Source organism: Mesorhizobium sp. 43Arga, assembly GCF_053714255.1.
The window spans coordinates 92,910-113,590 of record NZ_JBSKBO010000005.1; the positions used below are offsets into that span (position 1 = coordinate 92,910).

26 protein-coding genes are annotated in these 20,681 nt (G+C 63.3%); 11 read left to right on the forward strand and 15 right to left on the reverse strand.

What is annotated here, in order from left to right:
• Positions 1-90 precede the first annotated feature (90 nt).
• Both bchE and ACWGS8_RS18600 read right to left on the reverse strand, forming a co-directional pair.
• Complete coding sequence (bchE, locus tag ACWGS8_RS18595; protein WP_454582294.1) at positions 91-1,641, reverse strand: magnesium-protoporphyrin IX monomethyl ester anaerobic oxidative cyclase; 1,551 nt, start codon at positions 1,639-1,641, stop codon at positions 91-93.
• A 116-nt stretch (positions 1,642-1,757) separates the two neighbouring features.
• Positions 1,758-2,234, reverse strand: a complete 477-nt coding sequence (locus tag ACWGS8_RS18600) for an Lrp/AsnC family transcriptional regulator (protein ID WP_019862445.1) — start codon at positions 2,232-2,234, stop codon at positions 1,758-1,760.
• A 139-nt stretch (positions 2,235-2,373) separates the two neighbouring features.
• Between ACWGS8_RS18600 and phhA the strand changes: the two genes are divergently transcribed.
• Complete coding sequence (gene phhA, locus ACWGS8_RS18605) at positions 2,374-3,210, forward strand: phenylalanine 4-monooxygenase (protein WP_454582295.1); 837 nt, start codon at positions 2,374-2,376, stop codon at positions 3,208-3,210.
• Positions 3,211-3,320: 110 nt separating this feature from the next.
• On the opposite strand, the gene ACWGS8_RS18610 is transcribed toward phhA, so the two are convergent.
• The gene (locus tag ACWGS8_RS18610) at positions 3,321-3,725 is read right to left on the reverse strand and encodes a VOC family protein (RefSeq protein ID WP_454582296.1); all 405 of its coding nucleotides are present in this window, start codon (positions 3,723-3,725) and stop codon (positions 3,321-3,323) included.
• Positions 3,726-3,827: 102 nt separating this feature from the next.
• Here ACWGS8_RS18610 and ACWGS8_RS18615 point away from each other — a divergent pair, with 102 nt between their 5' ends.
• Entirely contained in the window at positions 3,828-4,460 is a 633-nt protein-coding gene (locus tag ACWGS8_RS18615) for a TetR/AcrR family transcriptional regulator (protein WP_454582297.1), read from the forward strand.
• A gap of 49 nt (positions 4,461-4,509) precedes the next feature.
• On the opposite strand, the gene ACWGS8_RS18620 is transcribed toward ACWGS8_RS18615, so the two are convergent.
• Positions 4,510-5,007: a MarR family winged helix-turn-helix transcriptional regulator gene (locus ACWGS8_RS18620; protein WP_454582298.1), complete on the reverse strand. Its 498-nt coding sequence runs from the start codon at positions 5,005-5,007 to the stop codon at positions 4,510-4,512.
• Between the two features lie 95 nt (positions 5,008-5,102).
• Between ACWGS8_RS18620 and ACWGS8_RS18625 the strand changes: the two genes are divergently transcribed.
• Both ACWGS8_RS18625 and ACWGS8_RS18630 read left to right on the forward strand, forming a co-directional pair.
• Entirely contained in the window at positions 5,103-5,270 is a 168-nt protein-coding gene (locus tag ACWGS8_RS18625) for a hypothetical protein (RefSeq protein WP_454582299.1), read from the forward strand.
• A gap of 2 nt (positions 5,271-5,272) precedes the next feature.
• A complete protein-coding gene (locus tag ACWGS8_RS18630; protein WP_454582300.1) occupies positions 5,273-6,484 on the forward strand; it encodes an FAD-dependent oxidoreductase in 1,212 nt (403 codons plus the stop codon).
• A 42-nt stretch (positions 6,485-6,526) separates the two neighbouring features.
• Here the strand turns inward: ACWGS8_RS18630 and ACWGS8_RS18635 are convergent, their stop codons facing one another.
• The 3 genes from ACWGS8_RS18635 to ACWGS8_RS18645 all read right to left on the reverse strand — a co-directional run bounded on the left by ACWGS8_RS18635 (position 6,527) and on the right by ACWGS8_RS18645 (position 9,090).
• Complete coding sequence (locus ACWGS8_RS18635) at positions 6,527-7,966, reverse strand: GMC oxidoreductase (RefSeq protein ID WP_454582301.1); 1,440 nt, start codon at positions 7,964-7,966, stop codon at positions 6,527-6,529.
• Positions 7,963-8,142 carry a hypothetical protein gene (locus tag ACWGS8_RS18640; protein WP_454582302.1) on the reverse strand — a complete coding sequence of 60 codons (180 nt, stop codon included), beginning with the start codon at positions 8,140-8,142 and terminating at the stop codon, positions 7,963-7,965. Before ACWGS8_RS18640 ends, ACWGS8_RS18635 begins: the two co-directional genes overlap by 4 nt.
• A gap of 186 nt (positions 8,143-8,328) precedes the next feature.
• Entirely contained in the window at positions 8,329-9,090 is a 762-nt protein-coding gene (locus tag ACWGS8_RS18645; protein WP_454582303.1) for a GGDEF domain-containing protein, read from the reverse strand.
• A 162-nt stretch (positions 9,091-9,252) separates the two neighbouring features.
• On the opposite strand from ACWGS8_RS18645, the gene ACWGS8_RS18650 reads away from it, so the two are divergent.
• Complete coding sequence (locus ACWGS8_RS18650; RefSeq protein WP_454582304.1) at positions 9,253-9,993, forward strand: pyrimidine 5'-nucleotidase; 741 nt, start codon at positions 9,253-9,255, stop codon at positions 9,991-9,993.
• Between the two features lie 100 nt (positions 9,994-10,093).
• On the opposite strand, the gene ACWGS8_RS18655 is transcribed toward ACWGS8_RS18650, so the two are convergent.
• Positions 10,094-10,939, reverse strand: a complete 846-nt coding sequence (locus ACWGS8_RS18655) for an LOG family protein (protein WP_454582305.1) — start codon at positions 10,937-10,939, stop codon at positions 10,094-10,096.
• Between the two features lie 226 nt (positions 10,940-11,165).
• Here ACWGS8_RS18655 and dapD point away from each other — a divergent pair, with 226 nt between their 5' ends.
• From dapD to ACWGS8_RS18675, 4 genes are all read left to right on the forward strand, one after another.
• On the forward strand, positions 11,166-12,020 hold the full coding sequence (gene dapD / locus ACWGS8_RS18660; RefSeq protein ID WP_454582306.1) for a 2,3,4,5-tetrahydropyridine-2,6-dicarboxylate N-succinyltransferase: 855 nt from the start codon (positions 11,166-11,168) through the stop codon (positions 12,018-12,020).
• 72 nt (positions 12,021-12,092) lie between these two features.
• On the forward strand, positions 12,093-12,446 hold the full coding sequence (locus ACWGS8_RS18665) for a DUF805 domain-containing protein (protein ID WP_454582307.1): 354 nt from the start codon (positions 12,093-12,095) through the stop codon (positions 12,444-12,446).
• Entirely contained in the window at positions 12,439-12,816 is a 378-nt protein-coding gene (locus ACWGS8_RS18670; RefSeq protein WP_010912753.1) for a DUF805 domain-containing protein, read from the forward strand. Before ACWGS8_RS18665 ends, ACWGS8_RS18670 begins: the two co-directional genes overlap by 8 nt.
• Positions 12,817-12,944: 128 nt before the next feature.
• Positions 12,945-13,718 (forward strand): hypothetical protein, encoded by a 774-nt coding sequence (locus ACWGS8_RS18675; protein WP_454582308.1) that lies wholly within the window; start codon positions 12,945-12,947, stop codon positions 13,716-13,718.
• Here ACWGS8_RS18675 and ACWGS8_RS18680 read toward each other — a convergent pair.
• Positions 13,621-14,658 (reverse strand): 2-dehydropantoate 2-reductase, encoded by a 1,038-nt coding sequence (locus ACWGS8_RS18680; protein WP_454582309.1) that lies wholly within the window; start codon positions 14,656-14,658, stop codon positions 13,621-13,623. The two genes, ACWGS8_RS18675 and ACWGS8_RS18680, sit on opposite strands and share 98 nt — an antisense overlap.
• A gap of 125 nt (positions 14,659-14,783) precedes the next feature.
• Between ACWGS8_RS18680 and dapE the strand changes: the two genes are divergently transcribed.
• Together dapE and ACWGS8_RS18690 are read left to right on the forward strand one after the other, a co-directional pair.
• Positions 14,784-15,977 (forward strand): succinyl-diaminopimelate desuccinylase, encoded by a 1,194-nt coding sequence (gene dapE / locus ACWGS8_RS18685; RefSeq protein ID WP_454582310.1) that lies wholly within the window; start codon positions 14,784-14,786, stop codon positions 15,975-15,977.
• Between the two features lie 5 nt (positions 15,978-15,982).
• Positions 15,983-16,633 (forward strand): transporter, encoded by a 651-nt coding sequence (locus ACWGS8_RS18690; RefSeq protein WP_454582311.1) that lies wholly within the window; start codon positions 15,983-15,985, stop codon positions 16,631-16,633.
• Between the two features lie 45 nt (positions 16,634-16,678).
• On the opposite strand, the gene truA is transcribed toward ACWGS8_RS18690, so the two are convergent.
• From truA to def, 6 genes are all read right to left on the reverse strand, one after another.
• Entirely contained in the window at positions 16,679-17,425 is a 747-nt protein-coding gene (gene truA, locus ACWGS8_RS18695; RefSeq protein ID WP_454582312.1) for a tRNA pseudouridine(38-40) synthase TruA, read from the reverse strand.
• A gap of 22 nt (positions 17,426-17,447) precedes the next feature.
• On the reverse strand, positions 17,448-17,954 hold the full coding sequence (locus ACWGS8_RS18700) for a GNAT family N-acetyltransferase (RefSeq protein WP_019862469.1): 507 nt from the start codon (positions 17,952-17,954) through the stop codon (positions 17,448-17,450).
• Positions 17,951-18,904: a methionyl-tRNA formyltransferase gene (gene fmt / locus ACWGS8_RS18705; protein ID WP_454582313.1), complete on the reverse strand. Its 954-nt coding sequence runs from the start codon at positions 18,902-18,904 to the stop codon at positions 17,951-17,953. Before fmt ends, ACWGS8_RS18700 begins: the two co-directional genes overlap by 4 nt.
• A gap of 44 nt (positions 18,905-18,948) precedes the next feature.
• Entirely contained in the window at positions 18,949-19,374 is a 426-nt protein-coding gene (locus tag ACWGS8_RS18710) for a PIN domain-containing protein (RefSeq protein ID WP_454582314.1), read from the reverse strand.
• On the reverse strand, positions 19,371-19,622 hold the full coding sequence (locus ACWGS8_RS18715; RefSeq protein WP_454582315.1) for a plasmid stabilization protein: 252 nt from the start codon (positions 19,620-19,622) through the stop codon (positions 19,371-19,373). The genes ACWGS8_RS18710 and ACWGS8_RS18715 overlap by 4 nt, the downstream gene beginning before the upstream one ends.
• Before the next feature lie 451 nt (positions 19,623-20,073).
• Positions 20,074-20,604 (reverse strand): peptide deformylase, encoded by a 531-nt coding sequence (gene def, locus ACWGS8_RS18720; protein WP_010912760.1) that lies wholly within the window; start codon positions 20,602-20,604, stop codon positions 20,074-20,076.
• Positions 20,605-20,681: the final 77 nt, after the last annotated feature.

Below are 20,681 nucleotides of genomic sequence, written 5' to 3' on the forward strand. Positions count from 1 at the left end.
CATACGCCCCGTATGCCGGATGTGGGTGCATACGTTGCGTATGTCAATACGCATACGTCGCGTATTTTTGTGAACGTGCCGCGAAGCCGGTCAGGCGCCCGGCGAAATCGCGACTGCTGCAGCTTCGGCCGGCTTGCGCGGCGGACGTGCGACGGTCATCGATTCCTCCTCCGCGTCCTGCGGCGCACCCCAGAATTCGGCAAGCGTCGGGCCGTCCTTCACTCTGCCGTCGCGGGCGAGGAAGCCCCAGACCTCGCTGAACCAGACCCTGCGGCCCATTTTCGTGTACCAGCGCATCGAATGCCGCTGCTCGGGATCGGGGTGGAACAGGATGCGCGCCAGTGCCTTCGGCCGCGACTGCACGGCGAGCTCGATGAGCTTGACGCTGAAGAACAGCATCCACGGCTTCAGCCGCGTCATCTGCAGCACCTGGTGCTTGTAATCCCACAGCCGGGCATCCCTCTGGATCACCTTGCGGTCGCGCGCGATGCGGAAGAACGGCGTCCAGCGATGCGGCGTCACATAGAGCGCCTGGATCTGGTCGGGGTCATAGGCGATGAGCTGGCGAAAGCCGCGCCACAGGTCGCGAAACCCCTCATCCTCGAAGCCAGCCACCCAGGTCGCCATCGAGAGTATGCCATGCTTTCGCAGCAGCCTTATCGCCTCGCGGTCGGACGAGGTGCTGCCGCCCTTGCGGATCAGTTGAAGCGTCTGCTCGTCGGTGTTTTCCATGCCGAGCAGCCAGCGGATGACACCGGCCTTGCGGTAGAGATGCAGGATGTCGGCGTCGCGCACGATGTCGTCGGCGCGGGTCGAACCGACGATCAGCACCGGCACGTTCTCGGCGATCAGGGCGTCGAGAAAGGCGCGCCACGCCTTCTTCGAAACCGTCGGGTTCTCGTCGGCGAGATTGATCAGCTCGACGCCGTGTTCGCGGTGCAGCCAGGCGATCTCCCGCGCGAATTTCTTGGGGTCGCGATGCCGCCAGCGGGTCCAGAAACCGCGTTGGCCGCAATAGTTGCACAGATGCGGACAGCCGCGCGAAAACTGCATCACCACGGCTCGCTTGCCGCCCCAGTAGCTATATCGGCCATGGTCGATCAGCTCCCAGCCGACGCGGTAGGCGTCGAGATCGGCAATGGTCATGGCCGGCTGCGTGGCAAAGGGGCGACGCAGATCGTCGCGGAAGGCGATGCCGGCGACGCTCGCCGGCGGCTGGTGCATTTCCAATGCCTCAACCAGCGCCACGACGGTCGCCTCGCCTTCGCCGCGCACGATGAAGTCGAAGACGTCGGTAGCCGCCAATATGTCGCGCCAGTGATAGGTCGGGAAGACGCCGCCATAGATGATGATGGTGGCCGGCTCGCGCTGCTTGATCATTTCGGCGATCAGCAAGGCGGTGGGGTGCGCCGAGGTCGAGCCGGAATGGCCGATCAGGACGAAGTCCGGGCAATCATCCAGGGCGTCGCCCACCACCTTGTCGAGCGGCATCGGCCCGAATTCGGCATCGACGAGCCGCAAATCGTGGCCTGCATCGATCAACGGGCCGCCAACCGCCAGCAGCCCAAGCGGCGGCAGATGATCGTCCGGCACGCGGCTGCCGATGGCGGTGTGCGGCGGATTGATCAGGACGATTTTCATGGCGGACCTCATGGAAGATTGGTCCGCATATGCTGGATGGCGATGTGGACGCCCGCTTGGCCCGTTTCAGCAGTTTGCGTGCAGCTTTTCCTCAAGCACGGTGAAGAGAGGCGGCGTCACTTCCTGAGATGCGCGAGCGGCACGTGGCCGGGGCCCTTGATGTTCTGCAGCACGAGCTGCGTGTGGACGTCGCGCACGCCGTCGAGCCGCATCAGCCGGTGCATGACGAAGGCGTTGAGCTCGTCGACCGATGGCACCATGACATGCAAAAGGAAGTCGTGGTCGCCGGTCATCGTCCAGCATGACGACACTTCGTCCATGCGCTGCACCGCGGCAATGAACTTCTCCGGCGAGCCATCGCTGTGGCTGACCAGGCGCACCTGGATGAACACCTCGACCGTCAGGCCGACCGCGCGGCGGCTGATCACCGCGGCAAAACCCTTGATGACGCCTGCATCCTGCAGCGCCTCGAAGCGCCGCGCGCATGGCGTCGTCGACAGGCCGATCTCTTGCGCCAGTTCGGAGACGGGCTTTCGCCCGTCGCGTTGCAGCACATCGAGCATCTTGATCTCGAAATCGTCGAATTGAGGCATTTTCACTCCTCTGTCGCGCATTGTGAGTGAATGTTATCCCGAATATCGCTGATGAGCCATCATCAAAACCGAATTGCCTCGCCAAATCCGGTTACCCTCCGGGCAAGTCAGCCATTTCTGATTTGTGAGGAGAAGAACCATGACGACGATGAGCGTTGCCGAATATGCGCGCGATTGCGCGACGCAGGGCTTGCGCGGCGACTATTCGGTCTGCCGTGCCGATTTCACCGTGGCCCAGGGCTATGACTACAGCGCCGAGGAACAGGCGGTGTGGCGCACTTTGTGCGACCGCCAGACCGAACTGACGCGCAAGCTCGCCCACCATTCCTATCTCGACGGTGTCGAAAAACTCGGCCTCATCGACCGCATTCCCGACTTCGACGAGGTCAGCACCAAGCTGCGCGAGCTGACCGGCTGGGAGATCGTTGCCGTGCCGGGGCTCATTCCGGCCGCCCCCTTCTTCGATCATCTCGCCAACTGCCGCTTCCCGGTCACCAACTGGCTGCGCACTAGGCAGGAACTCGACTACATCGTCGAGCCGGACATGTTCCATGATTTCTTCGGCCACGTGCCGGTGCTGTCGCAGCCGGTGTTCGCCGAGTTCATGCAGATGTATGGCAAGAAGGCCGGCGACATCATCGCGCTCGGCGGCGACGAGATGATCACCCGGCTCTACTGGTACACGGCCGAGTATGGCCTGATGCAGGAGGCCGGCCAGCCGCTGAAGGCCTTCGGCGCCGGCCTGATGTCGTCCTTCACCGAATTGCAGTTCGCCGTCGAGGGCAAGGACGCCCACCATGTGCCTTTCGACCTCGAAACGGTGATGCGCACCGGCTACGAGATCGACAAGTTCCAGCGCGCCTATTTCGTGCTTCCGTCCTTCGACGCCTTGCGCGACGCCTTCCAGACGGCTGATTTCGAGGCGATCGTCGAGCGCCGCAAGGGCCAGCCGGCACTCGACCCGGCGACGGTCTAGCAAGTCCGGGACCGGTGTTTAAGGCGCTCCGCCCGGAAAACAGAGACGTGAAGCGCGTCGCATGAATCCGTTTCAACGCGACGCGCTTTGGACGCTTTCATTCCGCTGGGCTATTGCATGGCGGCGGGGTTCATCCACAGCAACTCCCAGACGTTGCCGTCGGGGTCTTCGATGTGGCGGTTGAACATGAAGCCGAGGTCCTGCGCGGGGTTGGGATCGGCGCGGCCGCCGGCCGCCACGCCCTTCTCGATCGTGGCATTGACCTCGTCCTTGCTGCCGGCGGTGAGTGCGATCAGCATCTGGCTGTCGCGCCTCGCGTCGCCGATCTGGCGCGTCGTGAACTGGCCGTAATGCTGGTGCGTCAGCAGCATGACCCCAATCGAGTCGGCGAACATGATCGAACTGGCCTGGTCGTTCGAGAACTGCGGATTGAGCGTGCCCCCGATCGCGAGATAGAAGTTGGTCGCCGCCTGCAGATCGCGCACCGGCAGATTTATGAAGATCATCTTGGTCATCGGTCTAAGCCTTGCCTTCGTTGACAGGTACTAGTCAGTCCAGTACCGTTTCATGGCTACCATGTGGGAACGGTACCGTCTAGTACTGGTTGGGAGGGCGTCATGAAAATCGACGGTGAGACCAGATCGGCACGCAAGGATCGTGAGATCATCCAAGCGGCCACGGCGGCGTTCATCGGCAAGGGTTATGACGGGACCAGCATGGAGGAAATCGCCACCAAAGCGGGGGCTTCCAAGCAGACCGTCTACAAGCACTTCACCGACAAGGAGACGCTGTTCGGCGAAGTCGTTCTGTCAACCGCGAGCCAAGTCAACGACATCATCGAGTCCGTGACGACGCTGCTTTCCGAGGCGAAATTCATGGAAGGCGGCTTGCAGCAGCTTGCCCGACGTCTGATAGCGGTTCTCATGGATGAAGAGTTGTTGAAGCTGCGGCGCTTGATCATCGCCAACGCGGATCGAATGCCGCAGCTTGGCCGCGCTTGGTACGAAAAAGGTTTTGAGCGCATGCTTGCCTCGACTGCGTCCTGCTTTCAAAAGCTGACCGATCGAAGACTGATACGGACCAGTGACCCCTATCTGGCAGCCAGCCATCTTTTTGGAATGCTTCTCTGGATCCCCATGAATGAAGCCATGTTCACGGGAAGCAACCGGCGCTCCAAGGCCGAACTGGAGCGGCACGCGGATGCCTCGGTGGAGGCATTTCTGGCCGTCTATGGTGTCCAGCCGAAATAGTCGCGTTGCCTGCCGACAGCAGCAGTAACGCCGCCAACACATCACACCCCTATCGTCCAGGGGTGTCCGACCCCTCGGCCTTCAGCCGCGCAAGCTGGGCGCGCTGCAGGTCGAGCGCGGCAGTGACGAAGCGCGATATGGTCGCGAGTTCGGCGTCGCTGAATGTGGCGATCACCTTCTCGCCCTCCTTGGCGATGGCGCCGTAGTAGCGCGCCGACAGCTCCCGCGTCGCCTCGGTCGCCTCGATCACCACCTTGCGCCTGTCCTCGAGACTGCGCGTGCGCGTCAGCAGCCCGCGCGCCTCCAGCCGGTCGATCAGCGCCGTCACGGCGGCCGGTGTCAGCCCGGTCGCGGTCGCGATCGCGCCGGCCGATTGCGGGCCGCCATAGAGCAGCCCGATGCAATGGCGCTCGGCCATGTTCAGCCCGAGCCTCGTCCCCACCGCCTCGTCATAGGCCTGCGTGGCGTCCTGCCATTGCATGACGGCAAGGCCGATCGCGGCCGTCATTTCGTCGCGAAACCCGCTTGACGATTTTACTTCGATCATCTAACTATCAATCCGTCTAACATTTAGACTATCTCAGCAATATGCGGCTGCAGCGCCGACAAGGCAAGAGCCGGCCGCCGGCAAGGAGTGAAAAAATGAGCTTGAGTCAACAACGTACCCCTCTCTCCCATGAGGACGAGTTCAAATACGCCAAGCTGGCGATGGAATGGTATGGCTGGGGTTCCCCCATCGGCCTTGGCATCCTGCTCGTGGCGCTGGCCGCCGCAGCGGTGCTGGTGCGCATCGCCATCCAAGGCCTGTGACGATGGCTGTCACCGCCCCCTCGGCGTTGCCGGTCGCCATCATCGGCGCCGGTGTTGCCGGGCTGGCCCTTGCCGTCATGCTTCGTCGGCAAGGGCTTGCCGTCTGCCTGTTCGAGGCACGGTCGCGCGAAGCGTTGAGCGAAGGCGTCTTCCTCACTTTGGCGCCCAACGGCATCAACGCCTTGCGCGCGCTTGGGCTTGCCGAGCGCGTAAGCGCGCTGGGCGTGCCGACGCTTGGCTTCGAGATCATGAACGCTGCCGGGCGCCGGCTCATCCATCTCGACGAGCGGCAATCGATGCGCGAGGCCGGCGCCGAAAGCGTCACGCTGCGGCGCTCGGACCTGCTCGGCGTGCTGCTGGATGAAGCGCTGGCGCTTGGCGCCGACATCCGTTTTGGCCATGCGCTCGCCGAGATCGAAGACCAGCCTGATTGTGTGCGCCTTGCCTTCGGCAATGACGTTACCGTCGATGCCGCGTGGCTCGCCGGTTGCGATGGCGTCTGGTCGCGCGTCCGTCGCGTCTGTTTTCCGGCCTCCCCGGATCCTGTCTATACCGGACTGACCGGCGTCGGCGGCGTGGCGGAACTGCCCTTTGTCGAGCCGACCGACGGCCTGATGCATATGGTGTTCGGCAAGAAAGCCTTCTTCGGCTACATGAAACCGGATGACGGGCCGGTGTTGTGGTTCTCATCCTTCCCGCTGGACGAGGATGCTGCCCTGGCGAGACCCGATACGTTCCATCTGGCGGCAACTGTTCGCCAGCTGCATGCCGGCGATCCCCGGAAGATCCGCCAGATCGTCGAGACCGTCACGCAAATCCCGCGCACCTATCCTGTGTTCGACATGCTGCATCTGGCGCAATGGCACACCGGCCGGGTGGTGGTTCTGGGCGATGCCGCGCATGCCGTCGCGCCGCATTCCGGGCAGGGAGCGTCGATGGCCATCGAGGACGCCGTCGTGCTGGCCGCGTGCCTGGATGCGGCACCGTTGCCGGCACAGGCTTTCGCCGCCTTTCAGGCGCTGCGCCAGGACCGCGTCGAGCACATCGTCAAGGTTAGCCGGCGTATCGGTTCGCAAAAGCAGGTGAAAGGCCGCGTCGCTCTGTTCCTGCGTGACCTGATGCTGCCGATCTTCATCCGCTTCGGCGCGCGCACGACCCGCGCCATGACGCGTTACCGTGCCGACCTGGCGCCGCTCGAAAAACCGTCGGTTTGACCGGCATCCGCGCCCGTCGCGGGCGCGGACATGCCCGGCCGCTCAGACGGCGACCACCTTGCTCAGATGGTCGCCCAGCCGGCAGGCCAGAGCGGTGATCGTCGTCGTCGGGTTGGCTTGACCGGACGTGCAGAACACCGAGGAACCGCCGACATAGAGATTGTCCATGCCGTGCACCTTGCAGTTGGCGTCCACCACGCTCCTGGTGAGGTCGGTGCCCATGCGCGTGCCGCCCATGTGATGGTGGCCAGCGGTCTCCTCGTCGGTCGGATAATCCTCGCCATTGGCAATCCAGTCCATGAGACGCACGCGACCGAGATTCTTCTCGATCAGCGTCGTGCCGAACAGTCTGAGCCCTTCGAGCAGGGTACGGCGCTCCAGGTCCGATTTCTTCCAGTGCAATTCGATGCGCGGCACGCCGGCATGGTCGACATCGGTCTTCGATAGCTCGATCTGGTTGGAGGCCAGCGGCGCCTGTTCCCAGGCGACGTAGAGTTGGGCCGCGCAGCGCAGGTTCTGGCTGAGCTTGGAGGACATCCACTCGGCCATGTTGGGCGCCGTGCAGGCGAGATCGGCGATCAGGCTCTTGACCCCTGGATACGGCGTTTCGATCAGCCGGATGCCGAAATTCATGATCCGCAGCCGCTCCATCGCCGCGAGCGTGGGTGAGAAGAAGGCCTCTTTGACAGCATCGACCCCGAACGCGTCATAGTTGGCCAGGATGGCATTGCCGCCCTCGAAGGTCGGATGTTCCATCCAGTAGCGGCCAAGTGCCGTGGCGTTCGGGACGACGCCACCGTTCGACCGCTGGTTCGACCACAGAAGCAGCCGCGAATTCTCCAGCCCGCCGGTGCAGACGATGAAATAGTCGGCGCTGAAGGCGCCGGCATCCTGGCCGTTGGACCAAAGTTTGGCGCCGGTCACCCGTTTGCCGTCGCCGGCGAGCTCGGTGGCATAGGTGTTGAGCACGACCGCGATGTTACGGCTCTTGTCCAGTTCGTCGGCGAATTTTTCGGCAAAGCGCACGGCCGGGCTCTTGATCAGCTGCACCCAGCGAATGTCGTCCGAGATTGGCACATCCGGCCGGAAATCGGGGAGTTCGAGGATATCGCGCACCTCAGGCAGATAGGGCTCGATGTCGGCACGGCGGATCGGCCAGCCCGTATCCGGCGCCCAGGCCTTCGGCTCGAAATCCAGTTTGTCGAGCACACGGCACCAGCCTGCCCAATGGTTGGAGCTGCCGCCCATGTACCGCAGCCGGGTGATGTCGAGGTCGAAATAAAAATCGCCGACCTTGCTGCCACGGTAGAAATCCTGCGACTCGTCGCTGAACTCCCGCGAGCCGGCCTCCAGCACCACGACAGGGATGCCGGCAGCGCCCAGCTTGCGGGCGACGGTGGTGCCGGCCGGACCCGAACCGAGGATGCAGACCTTGGGTTTGAAGTTGGCGACGCGATACGCCTCATAGCCGTCGAAGATCATGCCAGGTCGCTCCGCTTCAGGATCCAGCCATTGATCTCGACGATCTCATTGGGGTCGGCCCGCGATGGGGCGGCCGCGTCGGCGTCGGGCAGCTTGCGGAACAGGGACAGGGCAGGCAGGGCGATCAGCGCCTGCACGATCATGCGGCGCGACATCTTTTTGATGAAGAAACTCATGGCAGGTCTCTCGGATTGGGGACTTCGATGCGCGCATGACATTCCCCGAACGGCACACGCGTCATCGCAGAGGCCAGTATCGTGCCAAGCCCGGCCTCGAGGCGGTGAAAGGCGGGCTGGCGGTACAACCGAATGCAAACAGGGTTAGAAATTCCTTAACAAGCGGGGTGTGCCGGACCGGCCGGCTCAGGCGGCCGCGGAAATGTCGGTATCGAGGATCGTCAGGTTGCGGCCCCGATGCTTGGCCTGGTAGAGGCGCCGGTCCGCGGCGCGCATCAGTTCCGATACATTGACATCCTCGCCGCAGACGGTGCCGCCGATGCTGACGGTCAGCGGAATGGTCCGTTCGTCGACCGGCCGGAAGCGGATCAGCTCGACTTCGCGGCGAATGCGTTCGGCGACACGCTTGGCCTCCTGCTCGGTGGCGCCGACCAGGAACGCGCCGAACTCCTCGCCGCCGATGCGGCCAAGCACGTCGCCGCTGCGCACGCCGCGCTCGATGGCGCTGGCGATCAGCAGCAGCGCGTCGTCCCCGGTCAGGTGGCCGAAATTGTCGTTGATCTTCTTGAAATGATCGGCGTCGATGATCAGCAGCGCGCCGCGGTCGGACTTGCGCCGCGAGCCGTCCAGCGCGGCAAAGAAACTCTCCCGGTTGAGCATGCCGGTCATGTCGTCGCGGCTCGCCTTCTCCGACAGACGGCGGTGTGCGGCGGCAAGCTGGGCGTGTGCCCGGGCCAGTTCGCGGTGCGCGTTCTTCAGCCTGTCGCTCTGCCAGAAGGTGCTGGCGCAGGCCACCCATGCAAGCACCAGCGGACAGAGCGTCGAGGTCAGCCAGATCGTTCGGTTGACCGGGAATCCCAGGGCCGGAACGACGATCAGCGTCAGAAGAAGCGAGGCGGCGACGGAGGCGAAAGCGATAGCGGCGGCTTTCAGAATGATGCTGTTCATCGCAGGCTCCCCACAGGACTGTCTCTGTGCCAGCAAGCCCTGAAGGCCACCTTTCCCGGTTGCTTAAAATTTGAATCGTGCGGCCATTTCTGCCACTAAAAGCGCGTGGAAGTTGTGGATAAAGTCTCTTTCAGAATCCGCGTTTCATGCCATAAGGAGCGCATGACTACGCAGCCCGATCCCGCCCGCTTCGCCCATGTCACCGACTGGGTGTTCGATCTCGACAACACGCTGTATCCGCATCATTCGAATCTGTTCTCGCAGATCGACGTCAAGATGACCGCCTATGTCGGGGAACTGCTGGCGCTGCCGCGCGAGGAGGCGCGCAAGCTGCAGAAGGAGCTTTATCTCGAATACGGCACGACGCTGAACGGGCTGATGACGCGCCATGGCATCGATCCCGATGATTTCCTCGAGAAGGTGCATGACATCGACTATTCATGGCTGGTGCCCGATCCTGTCCTCGGCACCGCCATCCGCCAGCTTCCCGGCCGCAAGTTCATCTTCACCAATGGCGACCGCCGGCACGCCGAGCGCACCGCGCGCCAGCTCGGCATCCTCGACCATTTCGACGACATCTTCGATATCGTCGCCGCCGGCCTCAATCCCAAGCCCGCGCGCCAGACCTACGAGAAGTTCGCCGAGCTGCATGCCGTCACCGGCCACAACGCGGTGATGTTCGAGGACCTCGCCCGCAACCTGGAGGTGCCGAAGGCGCTGGGCATGACCACCGTGCTCGTCGTGCCGCGCAATTTCGAGCCGACCTTCGCCGAGATCTGGGAACGCGACCCCGCGCAGGAAGACGACGTCGATTTTGTCACTGATGACCTGGCGGCGTTTTTGACGGCGATAGTTGCGGGAGAACAGGCAGCAGGCAGTAGGGAAGCAGGCAGTAGGGAATAGGCAGTAGCGGAAATTGATCTGGAAGCAGCGACTGCAACGCCTTATTCTCCTACTGCCTACTGCCTACTGCCTACTGCCTACTGCCTACTGCCCCACTCCCTTACTCCCCTAATTTGTAGAACCGGCTGATGATCCCCCAGGCCTCGTCGGCGGTGTCGACGAAATCGATAATGTCCTGGTCGCCGGGGCTGATCGTGCCTTGCTCGGCGAGGAAGTCGAGATTGATGGCCCGTTTCCAGAACGATTTGCCGAACAGGATCACCGGCACGCGCTCCATGCGCCCGGTCTGGATCAAGGTCAGCGTCTCGAAGAACTCGTCCATCGTGCCGAAGCCGCCGGGGAACACCGCCACCGCCTTGGCGCGCATGACGAAATGCATCTTGCGGATGGCGAAATAGTGGAAGTTGAAACACAGCTCCGGCGTCACATAGGCGTTCGGCGCCTGCTCGTGCGGCAGCACGATGTTGAGCCCGATCGACGGCGCGCCGACATCATCGGCGCCGCGGTTTCCCGCTTCCATCACGCCGGGGCCGCCGCCGGTCACGACGACATATTCGCGGTAGTATGAGGCTGCCGAATGCTGCGAGCACAGGCGAGCGAATTTGCGCGCCTCCTCGTAATATTTGCTGTTTTCCTCGAGGTTCTTCTTCTGCGTCTCGTTCTTGGCCGCCCAGGCATCGCCGCCGGGTTCCGGCAGGCGCGCACCGCCAAACAGGATCACCGTCGAACGGATGCCGCGCTCGGCCAGGATCATTTCCGGCTTCAACAATTCGAGCTGCAGACGCACCGCGCGCAATTCGCGCCGCGTCATGAAGTCGGGGTCGTTCCAGGCAAGCCGGTAGGTCTCGGCCCGCGTTTGCGGCGTGTCAGGCACGCTTTTCGACCGCTCCAGATCCTCGTCCGAATGCGGCAGCGGTGTCCACCCCGCCTTTTCCATTGGAGTCATCAAATTACCCGTCCAATTCTTCACTTGCGCCGTCCCATGACGCACCCGCGATTGACCCCCACCAGGGCTTCACTTAAGCAGGTTCCGCAAAAGTGTCCTGCGGTTTTGCGACAGAACCTGCTCCTGGCAAAGACCTGGGCAGGCGATGCATGCCCTGGAGTCCGCGCGACTTTTCAAAAACAGGTTAAGGCGCAGCCCCTTAACAGCTTGGTAATGGAGCGAATTCATGTCGAAGCCCGATCTGGCGAGCCTCGAAAAGACCATCGAGAAGGCCTTCGACGAACGCGACGCGATTTCGACCGCGACCCGTGGCGAGACGCGCGACGCCATCCAGGCCGCGCTCGACCTGCTCGACCGCGGCACGGTGCGCGTCGCCGAGCGCCAGCCAGACGGCAAGTGGCACGTCAACCAATGGCTGAAGAAGGCCGTGCTGCTCTCCTTCCGGCTCAACCCGATGGAGATCATCAAGGGCGGCCCGGGCCAGGCCGTCTGGTGGGACAAGGTGCCGTCCAAGTTCGATGGCTGGAGCGCCGTCGATTTCGAGAAGGCGGGTTTTCGCGCGGTGCCGTCGTCGATCGTGCGCCGTTCCGCGTATGTCGCGCCGGGCGCCGTGCTGATGCCATCCTTCGTCAATGTCGGCGCCTATGTCGACACGGGCACCATGGTCGACACCTGGGCTTCGGTCGGTTCCTGTGCGCAGATCGGCAAGAACGTGCATCTGTCGGGCGGCGTCGGCATTGGCGGCGTGCTCGAGCCGATGCAGGCCGGCCCCACCATCATCGAGGACAATTGCTTCATCGGCGCGCGTTCGGAAGTCGTCGAGGGCTGCATCGTGCGCGAAGGCTCGGTGCTCGGCATGGGCGTCTTCATCGGCCAGTCGACCAAGATCGTCGACCGCGCTACCGGTGAGATTTTCTACGGCGAAGTGCCGCCCAATTCAGTGGTCGTCGCCGGCTCGCTGCCGGGCAAGCCTTTTCCGAACAACGAGCCTGGCCCAGGCCTCTATTGCGCCGTCATCGTCAAACGCGTCGACGCCAAGACCCGCTCCAAGACGTCGATCAACGAATTGCTTCGCGATTGATCTTTTCCGGAAACCGACGCACCTTCCGCCGGCGCGGCATTCCGTCGCGCTGGTTCAACGTGGAGGGGTGACATGGACTGGAAATACCTGCTGACCAGCTATGAGGGTCGCATCAACCGCGCCAAGTTCTGGGCTTGTGTCGGCGTCGTTTTCGTTGGCGCGGTGATCGCGATGATCCTCGACAACATACTGGGCACGACATTCAACCAAATGCCCTACGGCTTTATCTATTTGCTCTACTCGCTCGCCATGCTCTATTCGATCTTTGCTGTCTACGCCAAGCGCTGGCATGACCGGGGCAAGTCCGGCTGGTGGAGCCTGATCATCCTGGTGCCCTTCATAGGCGCGATCTGGTTTCTGGTGGAATGCGGCATTCTCGAAGGCGCCAGGGGTGCCAATCAATACGGACCGGACCCGCTTGCCTGACAGTTCAAATCTCACCTGGCTTTTCTTCAAGACATCGGGCCGCGTCAGCCGCGCGGCCTATTTTCTTGGCGGCCTGCTCGTCGCCATCATCCAGGCCTTCCCGCTCTATCGCTTCACGCTGGTGCCGGAAGGCTCGGCCGAGAGCAATATGTGGTCGTTCATCTTCTTCATCGCCTTCATTGCCTCGCTATGGTCGAACATCGCGCTGGCGGTGAAGCGGCTGCACGACCTCGACAAGCCGGGCATTGCCGCGCTGATCCTGTTCGTGCCGGTCGTCTCGATCGTCGCCTTTCTTGTGTTGTGCCTGTTTCCAGGGCAGCCTGGACCCAACCGCTATGGCCGGCGCACCAACGAGCCGGCACAACCCTAGAGCCGGATGATTTCAGGTCGAATCGACCTGAAATCTGAATCCGTCTCTAAATCAAAGAGATAGAGCATGATGTCGTCCGAAAACCGCTTCACACTTTTCGGCATCATGCTCTGAGGGGCCGATCGGACATGCGCTACCGTACGCTTGATCCGAAACTGATCATCGAGACCGCCGAGCGGCTGGAGAGCCGCGTCGCGGAACGGTTTCCCAAGGCCGGGCTGCGCGGCGTTGCCGGCGAACTGGTGTCGCTGTCGCGCGACCTGGCCAAAGCGGCAAAGGCGCTCGAGGAGCCGATCTGGTGGCTGCGCGGCGTGATCGCCACCGCCTTCGTCGCCGGTGTGTTGGTGTTCCTGTTCGTCGGCACGATCCTGCCCCTGGACCGCATCTCCGGAAACGACGATGCCCTGCAATCGGTGCAAGGCATCGAGGCGTCGATCAACACCTGCATTCTCGCCGTGCTCGGCCTGCTGGCGCTGATCCGCACCGAGGAGCGCATCAAGCGCAAGAAGGTGTTTCGCCAGCTGCATGGCCTGCGCTCGCTGATCCATGTCATCGACATGCACCAGCTGACCAAGGATCCGGCCGCACTTTCGGCCAGTTTCCAGCCGACCTCGCACTCGCCGGCCCGCATCACCAATGCCGCCGACCTTGCCCGCTACCTGGATTATTGCTCGGAAATGCTGTCGATCACCGGCAAGATAGCCGCACTCTTCGCCCAGTCGGTTAATGATGACGTCGTCATCGACGGCGTCAATGACATCGAGAACTTGAGCTCGAACCTGTCGCGCAAGATCTGGCAGAAGATTACGCTGATCGAGAGGCACCCGGCGGCACAACCTGTTCCGGCGCCAGGCCGGGCGCGCCAAGCCGCGCCGCTTCCGCCGCGCGCACCAAAGCCGTAACGCTTTTCAGGAGCGGCGCCGGCGTCCCCGTTCTCTGGGCGAGGCCGAGCACCGCGCCTTGCAGCTCGCCGATTTCCGTCGGTCGGCCGCGCTGCAGATCGTCCCACATCGACGAGCGCGCCTCGGGGTCGATCGCCAGCATGCGCCGCGCCAGCAGTTTGAACAGCCAGTCCGGCAGCCGAAGCACTTTCGGCAGCAGCGCCGGCCGCAGCCCGGCGATCCGCGCCGGCACGATGCCGGAGGCTTTCATCGCCCGCAGCGCCTCGTCGATCTGGCCGGCCAGGATCAGCCGCCAGCGCCGATCGGCGAGTTCGCGCGCCAGCGGCAGGTCCGACAGCGCCACCAGCGCGTTGTTGAGGTTCATCAAAAGCTTGCCCCACAGCACGGCGTTCATGTCGCCATGCGTCTCGACCTCCAGCCCTTCTACATCGAGAAGACTGGCAAGTCCGGCGTCTTCCTCGATCATCACCTTGCCCCCGCTGGCGCGGTGGACGCGCAGCGGCAGCTCGCCGTCAGGCGATTGCACCACATTGAACGGCGCCATGCCGGGCAGCACGGTGCGCTGGCCAGACCCGGCGCGCAACCTGTCGGCATTGTCGACGCCGTTCTGCAGGCTTACCACCACCGCATCGGGTCGGGCATGGGTCTTGATCAGCACCGCCATCTCCTGCGTCGCGCCGCTCTTGACTGTCACCAGGATCACATCCGCGTCCGGCAGCCCAACGGCGGGATCGGCGGTGATCCCGAGCTTGTCCGGCTTGACCAGGCGATCGCGGCCGTCAAGGTCGCTGACGCGCAATCCGCCCTGCCGCAGCGCTGCCTCGATGCGCGGCCGCGCCAGCAGGACAACCTGCCGCCCGGCAAGCGCCAGGCAACCACCGACATAACAGCCGATGCTGCCGGCACCGGCGATGACGATCCGTTTTTCCCCGTCTGCCATCTCTTACTCCGCACCGGCCCGACTATACGACATGAAAACCATAATGTCGGCGGCATCGTCTGCCATTGGGCTGGCCCCCATGTCTGCCCGTGACAGGTCCTCCGCTTTCGACTATCGCTTTTGCCATGACGCTGCCGACCGACCCCGCTGCAAACCTCGCCGCCCTTATCCGTTGCGCCTCGGTGACTCCGGCCGAAGGCGGCGCGCTGGGCGCGCTGGAAACGATGCTGAAACCGCTCGGCTTCCTAGTCGATCGGCCGGTCTTTTCGGAAGACGGCACGCCCGACATTGAGAACCTCTATGCAAGGCGGTCCGGCAACGGCCCGCATCTGATGTTCGCCGGCCATACCGATGTCGTGCCGGTCGGCGACGAGGCCGCCTGGACGCATCCGCCTTTCGCCGCCGAGATCGCCAATGGCGAGATGTATGGCCGTGGCGCCGTCGACATGAAGGGCGGCATTGCCTGCTTCATCGCGGCGATAGCGCGCCATGTCGAGAACAATGGCGGCCCCAAGGGCTCGGTCTCGCTGCTGATCACCGGGGACGAGGAAGGCCCCGCCATCAACGGCACGGTCAAGCTGCTCGAATGGGCCGCTTCCAGGGGCGAGAAATGGGATGCCTCGATCGTCGGCGAGCCGACCAACCCGGATGCGCTCGGCGACATGATCAAGATCGGCCGGCGCGGCTCGCTGTCCGGTTCGATCACGGTCAACGGCCGCCAGGGCCATGCCGCCTATCCGCAGCTTGCCGACAATCCGGTGCGCGGCTTGATGGGCCTGGTCGACGCCTTGCTGCATCCCGTCTTCGACAAGGGAACCAGGGATTTCCAGCCGACCAATCTGGAGGTCACCTCCATCGATGTCGGCAACCCGGCCACCAATGTCATCCCTGCGAAGGCCACCGCGACCTTCAACATCCGCTTCAACGACACCTGGACGGCCGAGACCGTCCAGGCCGAAATCCACAACCGGCTTGACCAGGCGGCGAAGCGCAAGAAGTATCGGCCGGGCAAGAAGGCGCCGGTCGACTACGACCTTGTCTGGCGCGACCGGCCGAGCCATGTCTTCCTGACCCGCGACGACAAGTTGGTCGACAAGCTTGCCGGCTCGATCAAGGCGGCGGTCGGCAAGGAGCCGGCATTGTCGACCTCGGGCGGCACGTCGGATGCGCGCTTCATCAAGGATTACTGCCCGGTGGTCGAGTTCGGACTGGTCGGCAAGACCATGCATATGGTCGACGAGCGCGTCGCCCTTGCCGATCTCGAAACGCTGACGCGGATCTACCAGCGCTTCATCGAAGACTGGTTCGGGCAGGGCTGAGCAGTATGCTTTCGGCGGATGAAACCCAAGCTTCGCTCACTGGTGCCTGGCGGCTGATGCTCGGCAAGGTCGACGGTCTGCGCCTGCTCGACCTGTCGGCCGACGGATTCTGGAATTCCTTCTTCGCCATCGTCGTGGCCGCGCCGGCGCTGATCGTCAGCTGGGTCGGAATCGCCAACCAGATCGGCGATCCAGACGCCTTCGTGGGCCGTTTCAGCATGCTGTTGCGCCTGGCGACGGTCGATATCGGCTCCTGGGTGCTGCCGCTGATCGCGCTCGCTTTGGTCGCGCCGCGCGCCGGCATTGGCGGGCGCTTCGTGCACTATGTCGTCGCCAGCAACTGGGCCTCCGCCATCACCGCCTGGCTGATGCTGCCCTCGGCGCTGATCAGGCTTTTCCTGTCGTCGGCAAGCCAGGTTTCGAGCCTTGTGTCGCTGCTCTTGTTTGCCTTGTCGATGGTGCTGACCTGGCGCATGACCAATGCCACGATCGGCAAGGGCGCGGCGGTCGGCACCGCCGTTTTCGTCGGCATGTTCATCGCTTCGCTGCTGGTGCTGTTTGGGCTGCAGGTGCTGCTTGGCATCACCGTGCCGGATGATCTTGGGGCTCAGAGCCTTTCCGGACCGTTCCCGGGGTTAGAGCCTGCCGGGCCCTGAACAGAGCCCTCCGACCCTATTCCGAACAGAGCTTCTGGACTCTGTTCAGGGATAATCGACGCCGATGAGGAAAAGCCCGTCGGGCGGCGCCACCTGGCCGCAGGCGGCGCGGTCGCGCGCTTCGAGCGCCGCCTTGAGGTCGGCCTCTGTCCAGCCGCCGTCGCCGACGCGCTTGAGCGAGCCGACCATGGAGCGCACCTGGTTGTGCAGGAAGGAACGGGCCGAGGCTCTCACCTCGATCATGTCGCCCGCCCGGCTCACGTCGAGCCGTTCCAGCGTGCGAACCGGGCTGTTGGCCTGGCACTGGGTCGAACGGAAGGTGGTGAAGTCATGCCGGCCGAGCAGGAGCTTCGCGGCCTTGTGCATGGCGCCGGCGTCGAGCCGCTTCGGCACCCACCACACCTTGCCCTTTTCCAACGCCGCGGGCGCACGCCGGTTGAGGATGCGATAAAGATAGTGGCGGCCGGTGGCAGAGAAGCGGGCGTCGAAATCGTCCGGGACGATCGCCGCTTTCAGGATGGCGACATGCGCGCCGGCTGCCTGCAGATGGGCGTTGACGGCATCGCGCACCTTGTCGCCGGGCCATGGCTTGGTTAGGTCGACATGCGCGACCTGGGCGCTCGCATGCACGCCGGCATCGGTGCGGCCGGCGGCGCGCAACCGCACCGCCTCGCCGCTGAATTTCTCGATCGCCTGCTCGATCGCCTGCTGCACCGAAGGCTGGTCGGCCTGGTGCTGCCAGCCGGCGAACAGGCTGCCGTCATATTCGATGTCGAGGCGAAAACGCGGCATGCCGGCAGCTTATACGCTTTCGCTACGCGGCGAGAGCGGTGAAGGCGGAAGCGTATACCAGCCTGCCGGCCTCCGGAGCGTCTCCCCAGGCCAGCGCCTGCAGCGCCTCGCCCTGGTATTCGCTCTCGAACTTCTCGGCCCGCGCATGGCTGTAACCGAAACGGCCGTAGTAGGCCGGGTCGCCCAGCACCACGGCCAGCGTCTCGCCGGCGTCCTTGAGGCGGATATGCGCCTCGCGGATCAGCGCGCCGCCAATGCCGCTGCCGTGGAACGAAGGTTCCACCGCCAGCGGCGCCAGGGCCACGGCCGCGAAGCTCTTGCCGCCATTCTGGACGAACAGCCGCGAAAACAGGATATGGCCGACCGCCTGGCCGTCTTCTTCCGCCACCAGTTCGACGACGGCGTCGCCGCCGGTGACCAGCGCGTCGACCAGCCCGGCCTCCGCCTGCTGGCCGAAGGCGTGTTCCTCGACGAGGCGAATGGCCTCGCGATCTCGCGGCGTCGCCGCGCGTATCGACATCATGCTCATGAGAACGTCATTCCTTTTACGATCTTGGCTCCGCGCAGGAATTCCGACGCGGCAGCGGGCTTTCCGCCCGCACGTTGAACTTCGACCAGCCTGATCGCGCCTGCCCCGCAGGCGACCGTCAGCCGATCATCGAGAATTCCTCCCGACTCGCCCAAATCTTCCGAAGGCGACAGGCCATCGGACAGCGTCGAGCGAAGCAGTTTCAGCCGTTCCATGCGGCCGCCAATGTCAATCTCGGACCAGGCGCCGGGAAAGGGCGACAGGCCACGAAGGTGGTTGTGGACCTCGGCCGCGGGCCGGGTCCAGTCCACGCGCGTCTCGGACTTATCGATTTTTCTGGCGTAAGTCACCCCTTCCGCCGCTTGCGCGGTAAATGTCAGGATGTTCCCTTCCAGCCGCGCCAGCGCTTCCACCATCAGGCCAGCACCGACGCTCATCAACCGATCATGCAGATCGCCGGCTGTCATATCGGGGTCGATGGCGCATTTTTCAAGCAATCCCACCGGGCCGGTGTCGAGACCCTCTTCCATGCGCATCACCATCACGCCGCTTTCCAGGTCACCGGCCATGATGGCGCGCTGGATGGGGGCGGCGCCGCGCCAGCGCGGCAAAAGCGACGCATGGCCGTTGATGCAGCCAAGTCGGGGTGCGTCGAGAATTGCCTTCGGCAGCAGCAAACCATAGGCGACGACCACGGCGATATCGGCCCGCAGGGCGCTGAAAGCGGCCTGCTCGGCCTCGCCCTTGAGGGATGTCGGCGTGCGCACCTCGATGCCCAGCCGCTCGGCCTCGCGCTGCACCGGCGAGGGGGTCAGTTCCAGCCCGCGCCGGCCGGCCGCGCGCGGCGGCTGCGTGTAGACGGCGGAAACCTCATGTCCGGCCTCGGCGATCGCGCGCAACGTCGGCACCGAAAACTCCGGCGTGCCCATGAAGATGACGCGAAGGGGCATTTTTCTTCGGATATCCTGTTTCTGACTGCGCGCCGTGAGCCGGCTCACGCCCCCGCTTCAAACGGGTTTACCAGCTTCAGGTCAAGCCCATCGAAGTCGCGCACATTGCGCGTTGCAAGTGTCGCATCATGGGCGAGACAAATCGCGGCGATCATGGCGCCGGAAAGGCTGACGGGGCGCCCGATCTTTTCCCGCGTTGCCCGCAGCCTGCCGGCAAGTCGAGGGATCGAACCGGAAAACTCCACGATACGTCCGGCGAACTGCTGCGAAATCAGCCGATCGAGCACGCGAACATAACGGTCCGATCCGGTCTTATTCAAAAACCGCTCGGCACCGAAAGATTGCTCCATGATGACTGGTCCGCACATATAGAGCGCGAGAAGGTCCTGTTTGCGGAACCAAGCGGAAACATTCGAATCGGGCACAGGCTTACTGGCTTCGGAAACAATATTGGTATCGAGGACAATCACTCGAAATCCTCGACTTGACGACCGAAGTCGCGTTTCCTGTCCGCTTCGATCTCGTTCATTATCTCGGAAAATTCATCGCCGATTGCATTTTCAGAAGCGAATGCCGAACGAATGGCATCCCATGCGGAAAGCCCAGGCTCCGGCTTGGCTTCCTTTTCGGCGACCATGCCTTTGCGCAGGAGATCGATCGCCTTGCTCGACAGGCTCTGGCCGCCTTTGCGCGCCGCTTGTTCGATTTCGCGCTTCAAGGGGTCCGGAATGTCTCTGATCAAGATATCGCCCATAGCCATCTCCGCAAATTGATATCACTGATATCATCTCGGCGGCCCTTGATCAACAAAAACTCCGATCCTTTCGCGGCAGCGACCTAGAGAGTTCGTTAACTCTTTCACCAATAGTTTGGGCGCATAATTCGAGCACCTATCCCTAGGAGCCTCATATGCAGCGCGATCAAAAACCTTTTGGGAAACGTAGGGCACCCTTCGCCGAGTTCAAAACAGTTGAGGAACAATACGAGAAAGGCGAACTGTCGAGGCGAAGGGAAAGCAATTTCGCCGTCTACGTCACGCCTCTGCTGGCAGCGGCGATCGTCATAGTTTTGATTTTCTCTCCCGAGTCTCGTGCGCTTGCGATCGAAATCGGTGCGAAAGGAATCGAGATAGGCAAAGATGGGTCCTGCGCGGGCTGCTCGAATGAGGCCTATCCCACCAGCTTGCCCGGCGCCTTGTCCTTGGCGAGCTTCTTGAATTTTTTCACCACCATGTCGCGCTTCAGCTTCGAGATGTGGTCGATGAACAGCACGCCGTTGAGATGGTCGATCTCGTGCTGCAGGCAGGTCGCCATCAGCCCCTCGGCCTCCATCTCCTGCAATTTGCCGTCGCGGTCGAGATATTTCACGCGAACGGAAGCCGGGCGCTCCACCTCGGCGTAATAGTCGGGAATGGACAGGCAGCCTTCCTCGTAGACGGAGCGCGCCTCGGCGCTTTCCAGGATCTCCGGGTTGATGAAGACATGCGGCGCCGGCGTTTCGTCTTCCTTGGCGAGGTCGATCACCAGCATGCGCAGCGGTTCACCGATCTGGATTGCCGCCAGCCCGATGCCGGGCGCGTCATACATGGTCGCCAGCATGTCGTCGGCCAGTTTGCGCAAAGGCGCGTCGACGCGTTCCACCGGCTTGGAAACCTGGCGCAGGATGGGATCTGGAAGGATGATGAGCGGCTTGATCGGCATGGCGTCCCACGTAAGACGTCCAGCGAAAAGCGTCAACCGGGGCTTCCCGCCTGCGTTCACGTTTTGATCTGTGCCGG

Coding starts and splice junctions, on each gene's coding strand:
- bchE (WP_454582294.1), bottom strand. CDS start 1,641: ATGAAAATCGTCCTGATCAATCCGCCGCACACCGCCATCGGCAGCCGC.
- ACWGS8_RS18600 (WP_019862445.1), bottom strand. CDS start 2,234: ATGCCTCAATTCGACGATTTCGAGATCAAGATGCTCGATGTGCTGCAA.
- phhA (WP_454582295.1), top strand. CDS start 2,374: ATGACGACGATGAGCGTTGCCGAATATGCGCGCGATTGCGCGACGCAG.
- ACWGS8_RS18610 (WP_454582296.1), bottom strand. CDS start 3,725: ATGACCAAGATGATCTTCATAAATCTGCCGGTGCGCGATCTGCAGGCG.
- ACWGS8_RS18615 (WP_454582297.1), top strand. CDS start 3,828: ATGAAAATCGACGGTGAGACCAGATCGGCACGCAAGGATCGTGAGATC.
- ACWGS8_RS18620 (WP_454582298.1), bottom strand. CDS start 5,007: ATGATCGAAGTAAAATCGTCAAGCGGGTTTCGCGACGAAATGACGGCC.
- ACWGS8_RS18625 (WP_454582299.1), top strand. CDS start 5,103: ATGAGCTTGAGTCAACAACGTACCCCTCTCTCCCATGAGGACGAGTTC.
- ACWGS8_RS18630 (WP_454582300.1), top strand. CDS start 5,273: ATGGCTGTCACCGCCCCCTCGGCGTTGCCGGTCGCCATCATCGGCGCC.
- ACWGS8_RS18635 (WP_454582301.1), bottom strand. CDS start 7,966: ATGATCTTCGACGGCTATGAGGCGTATCGCGTCGCCAACTTCAAACCC.
- ACWGS8_RS18640 (WP_454582302.1), bottom strand. CDS start 8,142: ATGAGTTTCTTCATCAAAAAGATGTCGCGCCGCATGATCGTGCAGGCG.
- ACWGS8_RS18645 (WP_454582303.1), bottom strand. CDS start 9,090: ATGAACAGCATCATTCTGAAAGCCGCCGCTATCGCTTTCGCCTCCGTC.
- ACWGS8_RS18650 (WP_454582304.1), top strand. CDS start 9,253: ATGACTACGCAGCCCGATCCCGCCCGCTTCGCCCATGTCACCGACTGG.
- ACWGS8_RS18655 (WP_454582305.1), bottom strand. CDS start 10,939: ATGACTCCAATGGAAAAGGCGGGGTGGACACCGCTGCCGCATTCGGAC.
- dapD (WP_454582306.1), top strand. CDS start 11,166: ATGTCGAAGCCCGATCTGGCGAGCCTCGAAAAGACCATCGAGAAGGCC.
- ACWGS8_RS18665 (WP_454582307.1), top strand. CDS start 12,093: ATGGACTGGAAATACCTGCTGACCAGCTATGAGGGTCGCATCAACCGC.
- ACWGS8_RS18675 (WP_454582308.1), top strand. CDS start 12,945: ATGCGCTACCGTACGCTTGATCCGAAACTGATCATCGAGACCGCCGAG.
- ACWGS8_RS18680 (WP_454582309.1), bottom strand. CDS start 14,658: ATGGCAGACGGGGAAAAACGGATCGTCATCGCCGGTGCCGGCAGCATC.
- dapE (WP_454582310.1), top strand. CDS start 14,784: ATGACGCTGCCGACCGACCCCGCTGCAAACCTCGCCGCCCTTATCCGT.
- ACWGS8_RS18690 (WP_454582311.1), top strand. CDS start 15,983: ATGCTTTCGGCGGATGAAACCCAAGCTTCGCTCACTGGTGCCTGGCGG.
- truA (WP_454582312.1), bottom strand. CDS start 17,425: ATGCCGCGTTTTCGCCTCGACATCGAATATGACGGCAGCCTGTTCGCC.
- ACWGS8_RS18700 (WP_019862469.1), bottom strand. CDS start 17,954: ATGAGCATGATGTCGATACGCGCGGCGACGCCGCGAGATCGCGAGGCC.
- fmt (WP_454582313.1), bottom strand. CDS start 18,904: ATGCCCCTTCGCGTCATCTTCATGGGCACGCCGGAGTTTTCGGTGCCG.
- def (WP_010912760.1), bottom strand. CDS start 20,604: ATGCCGATCAAGCCGCTCATCATCCTTCCAGATCCCATCCTGCGCCAG.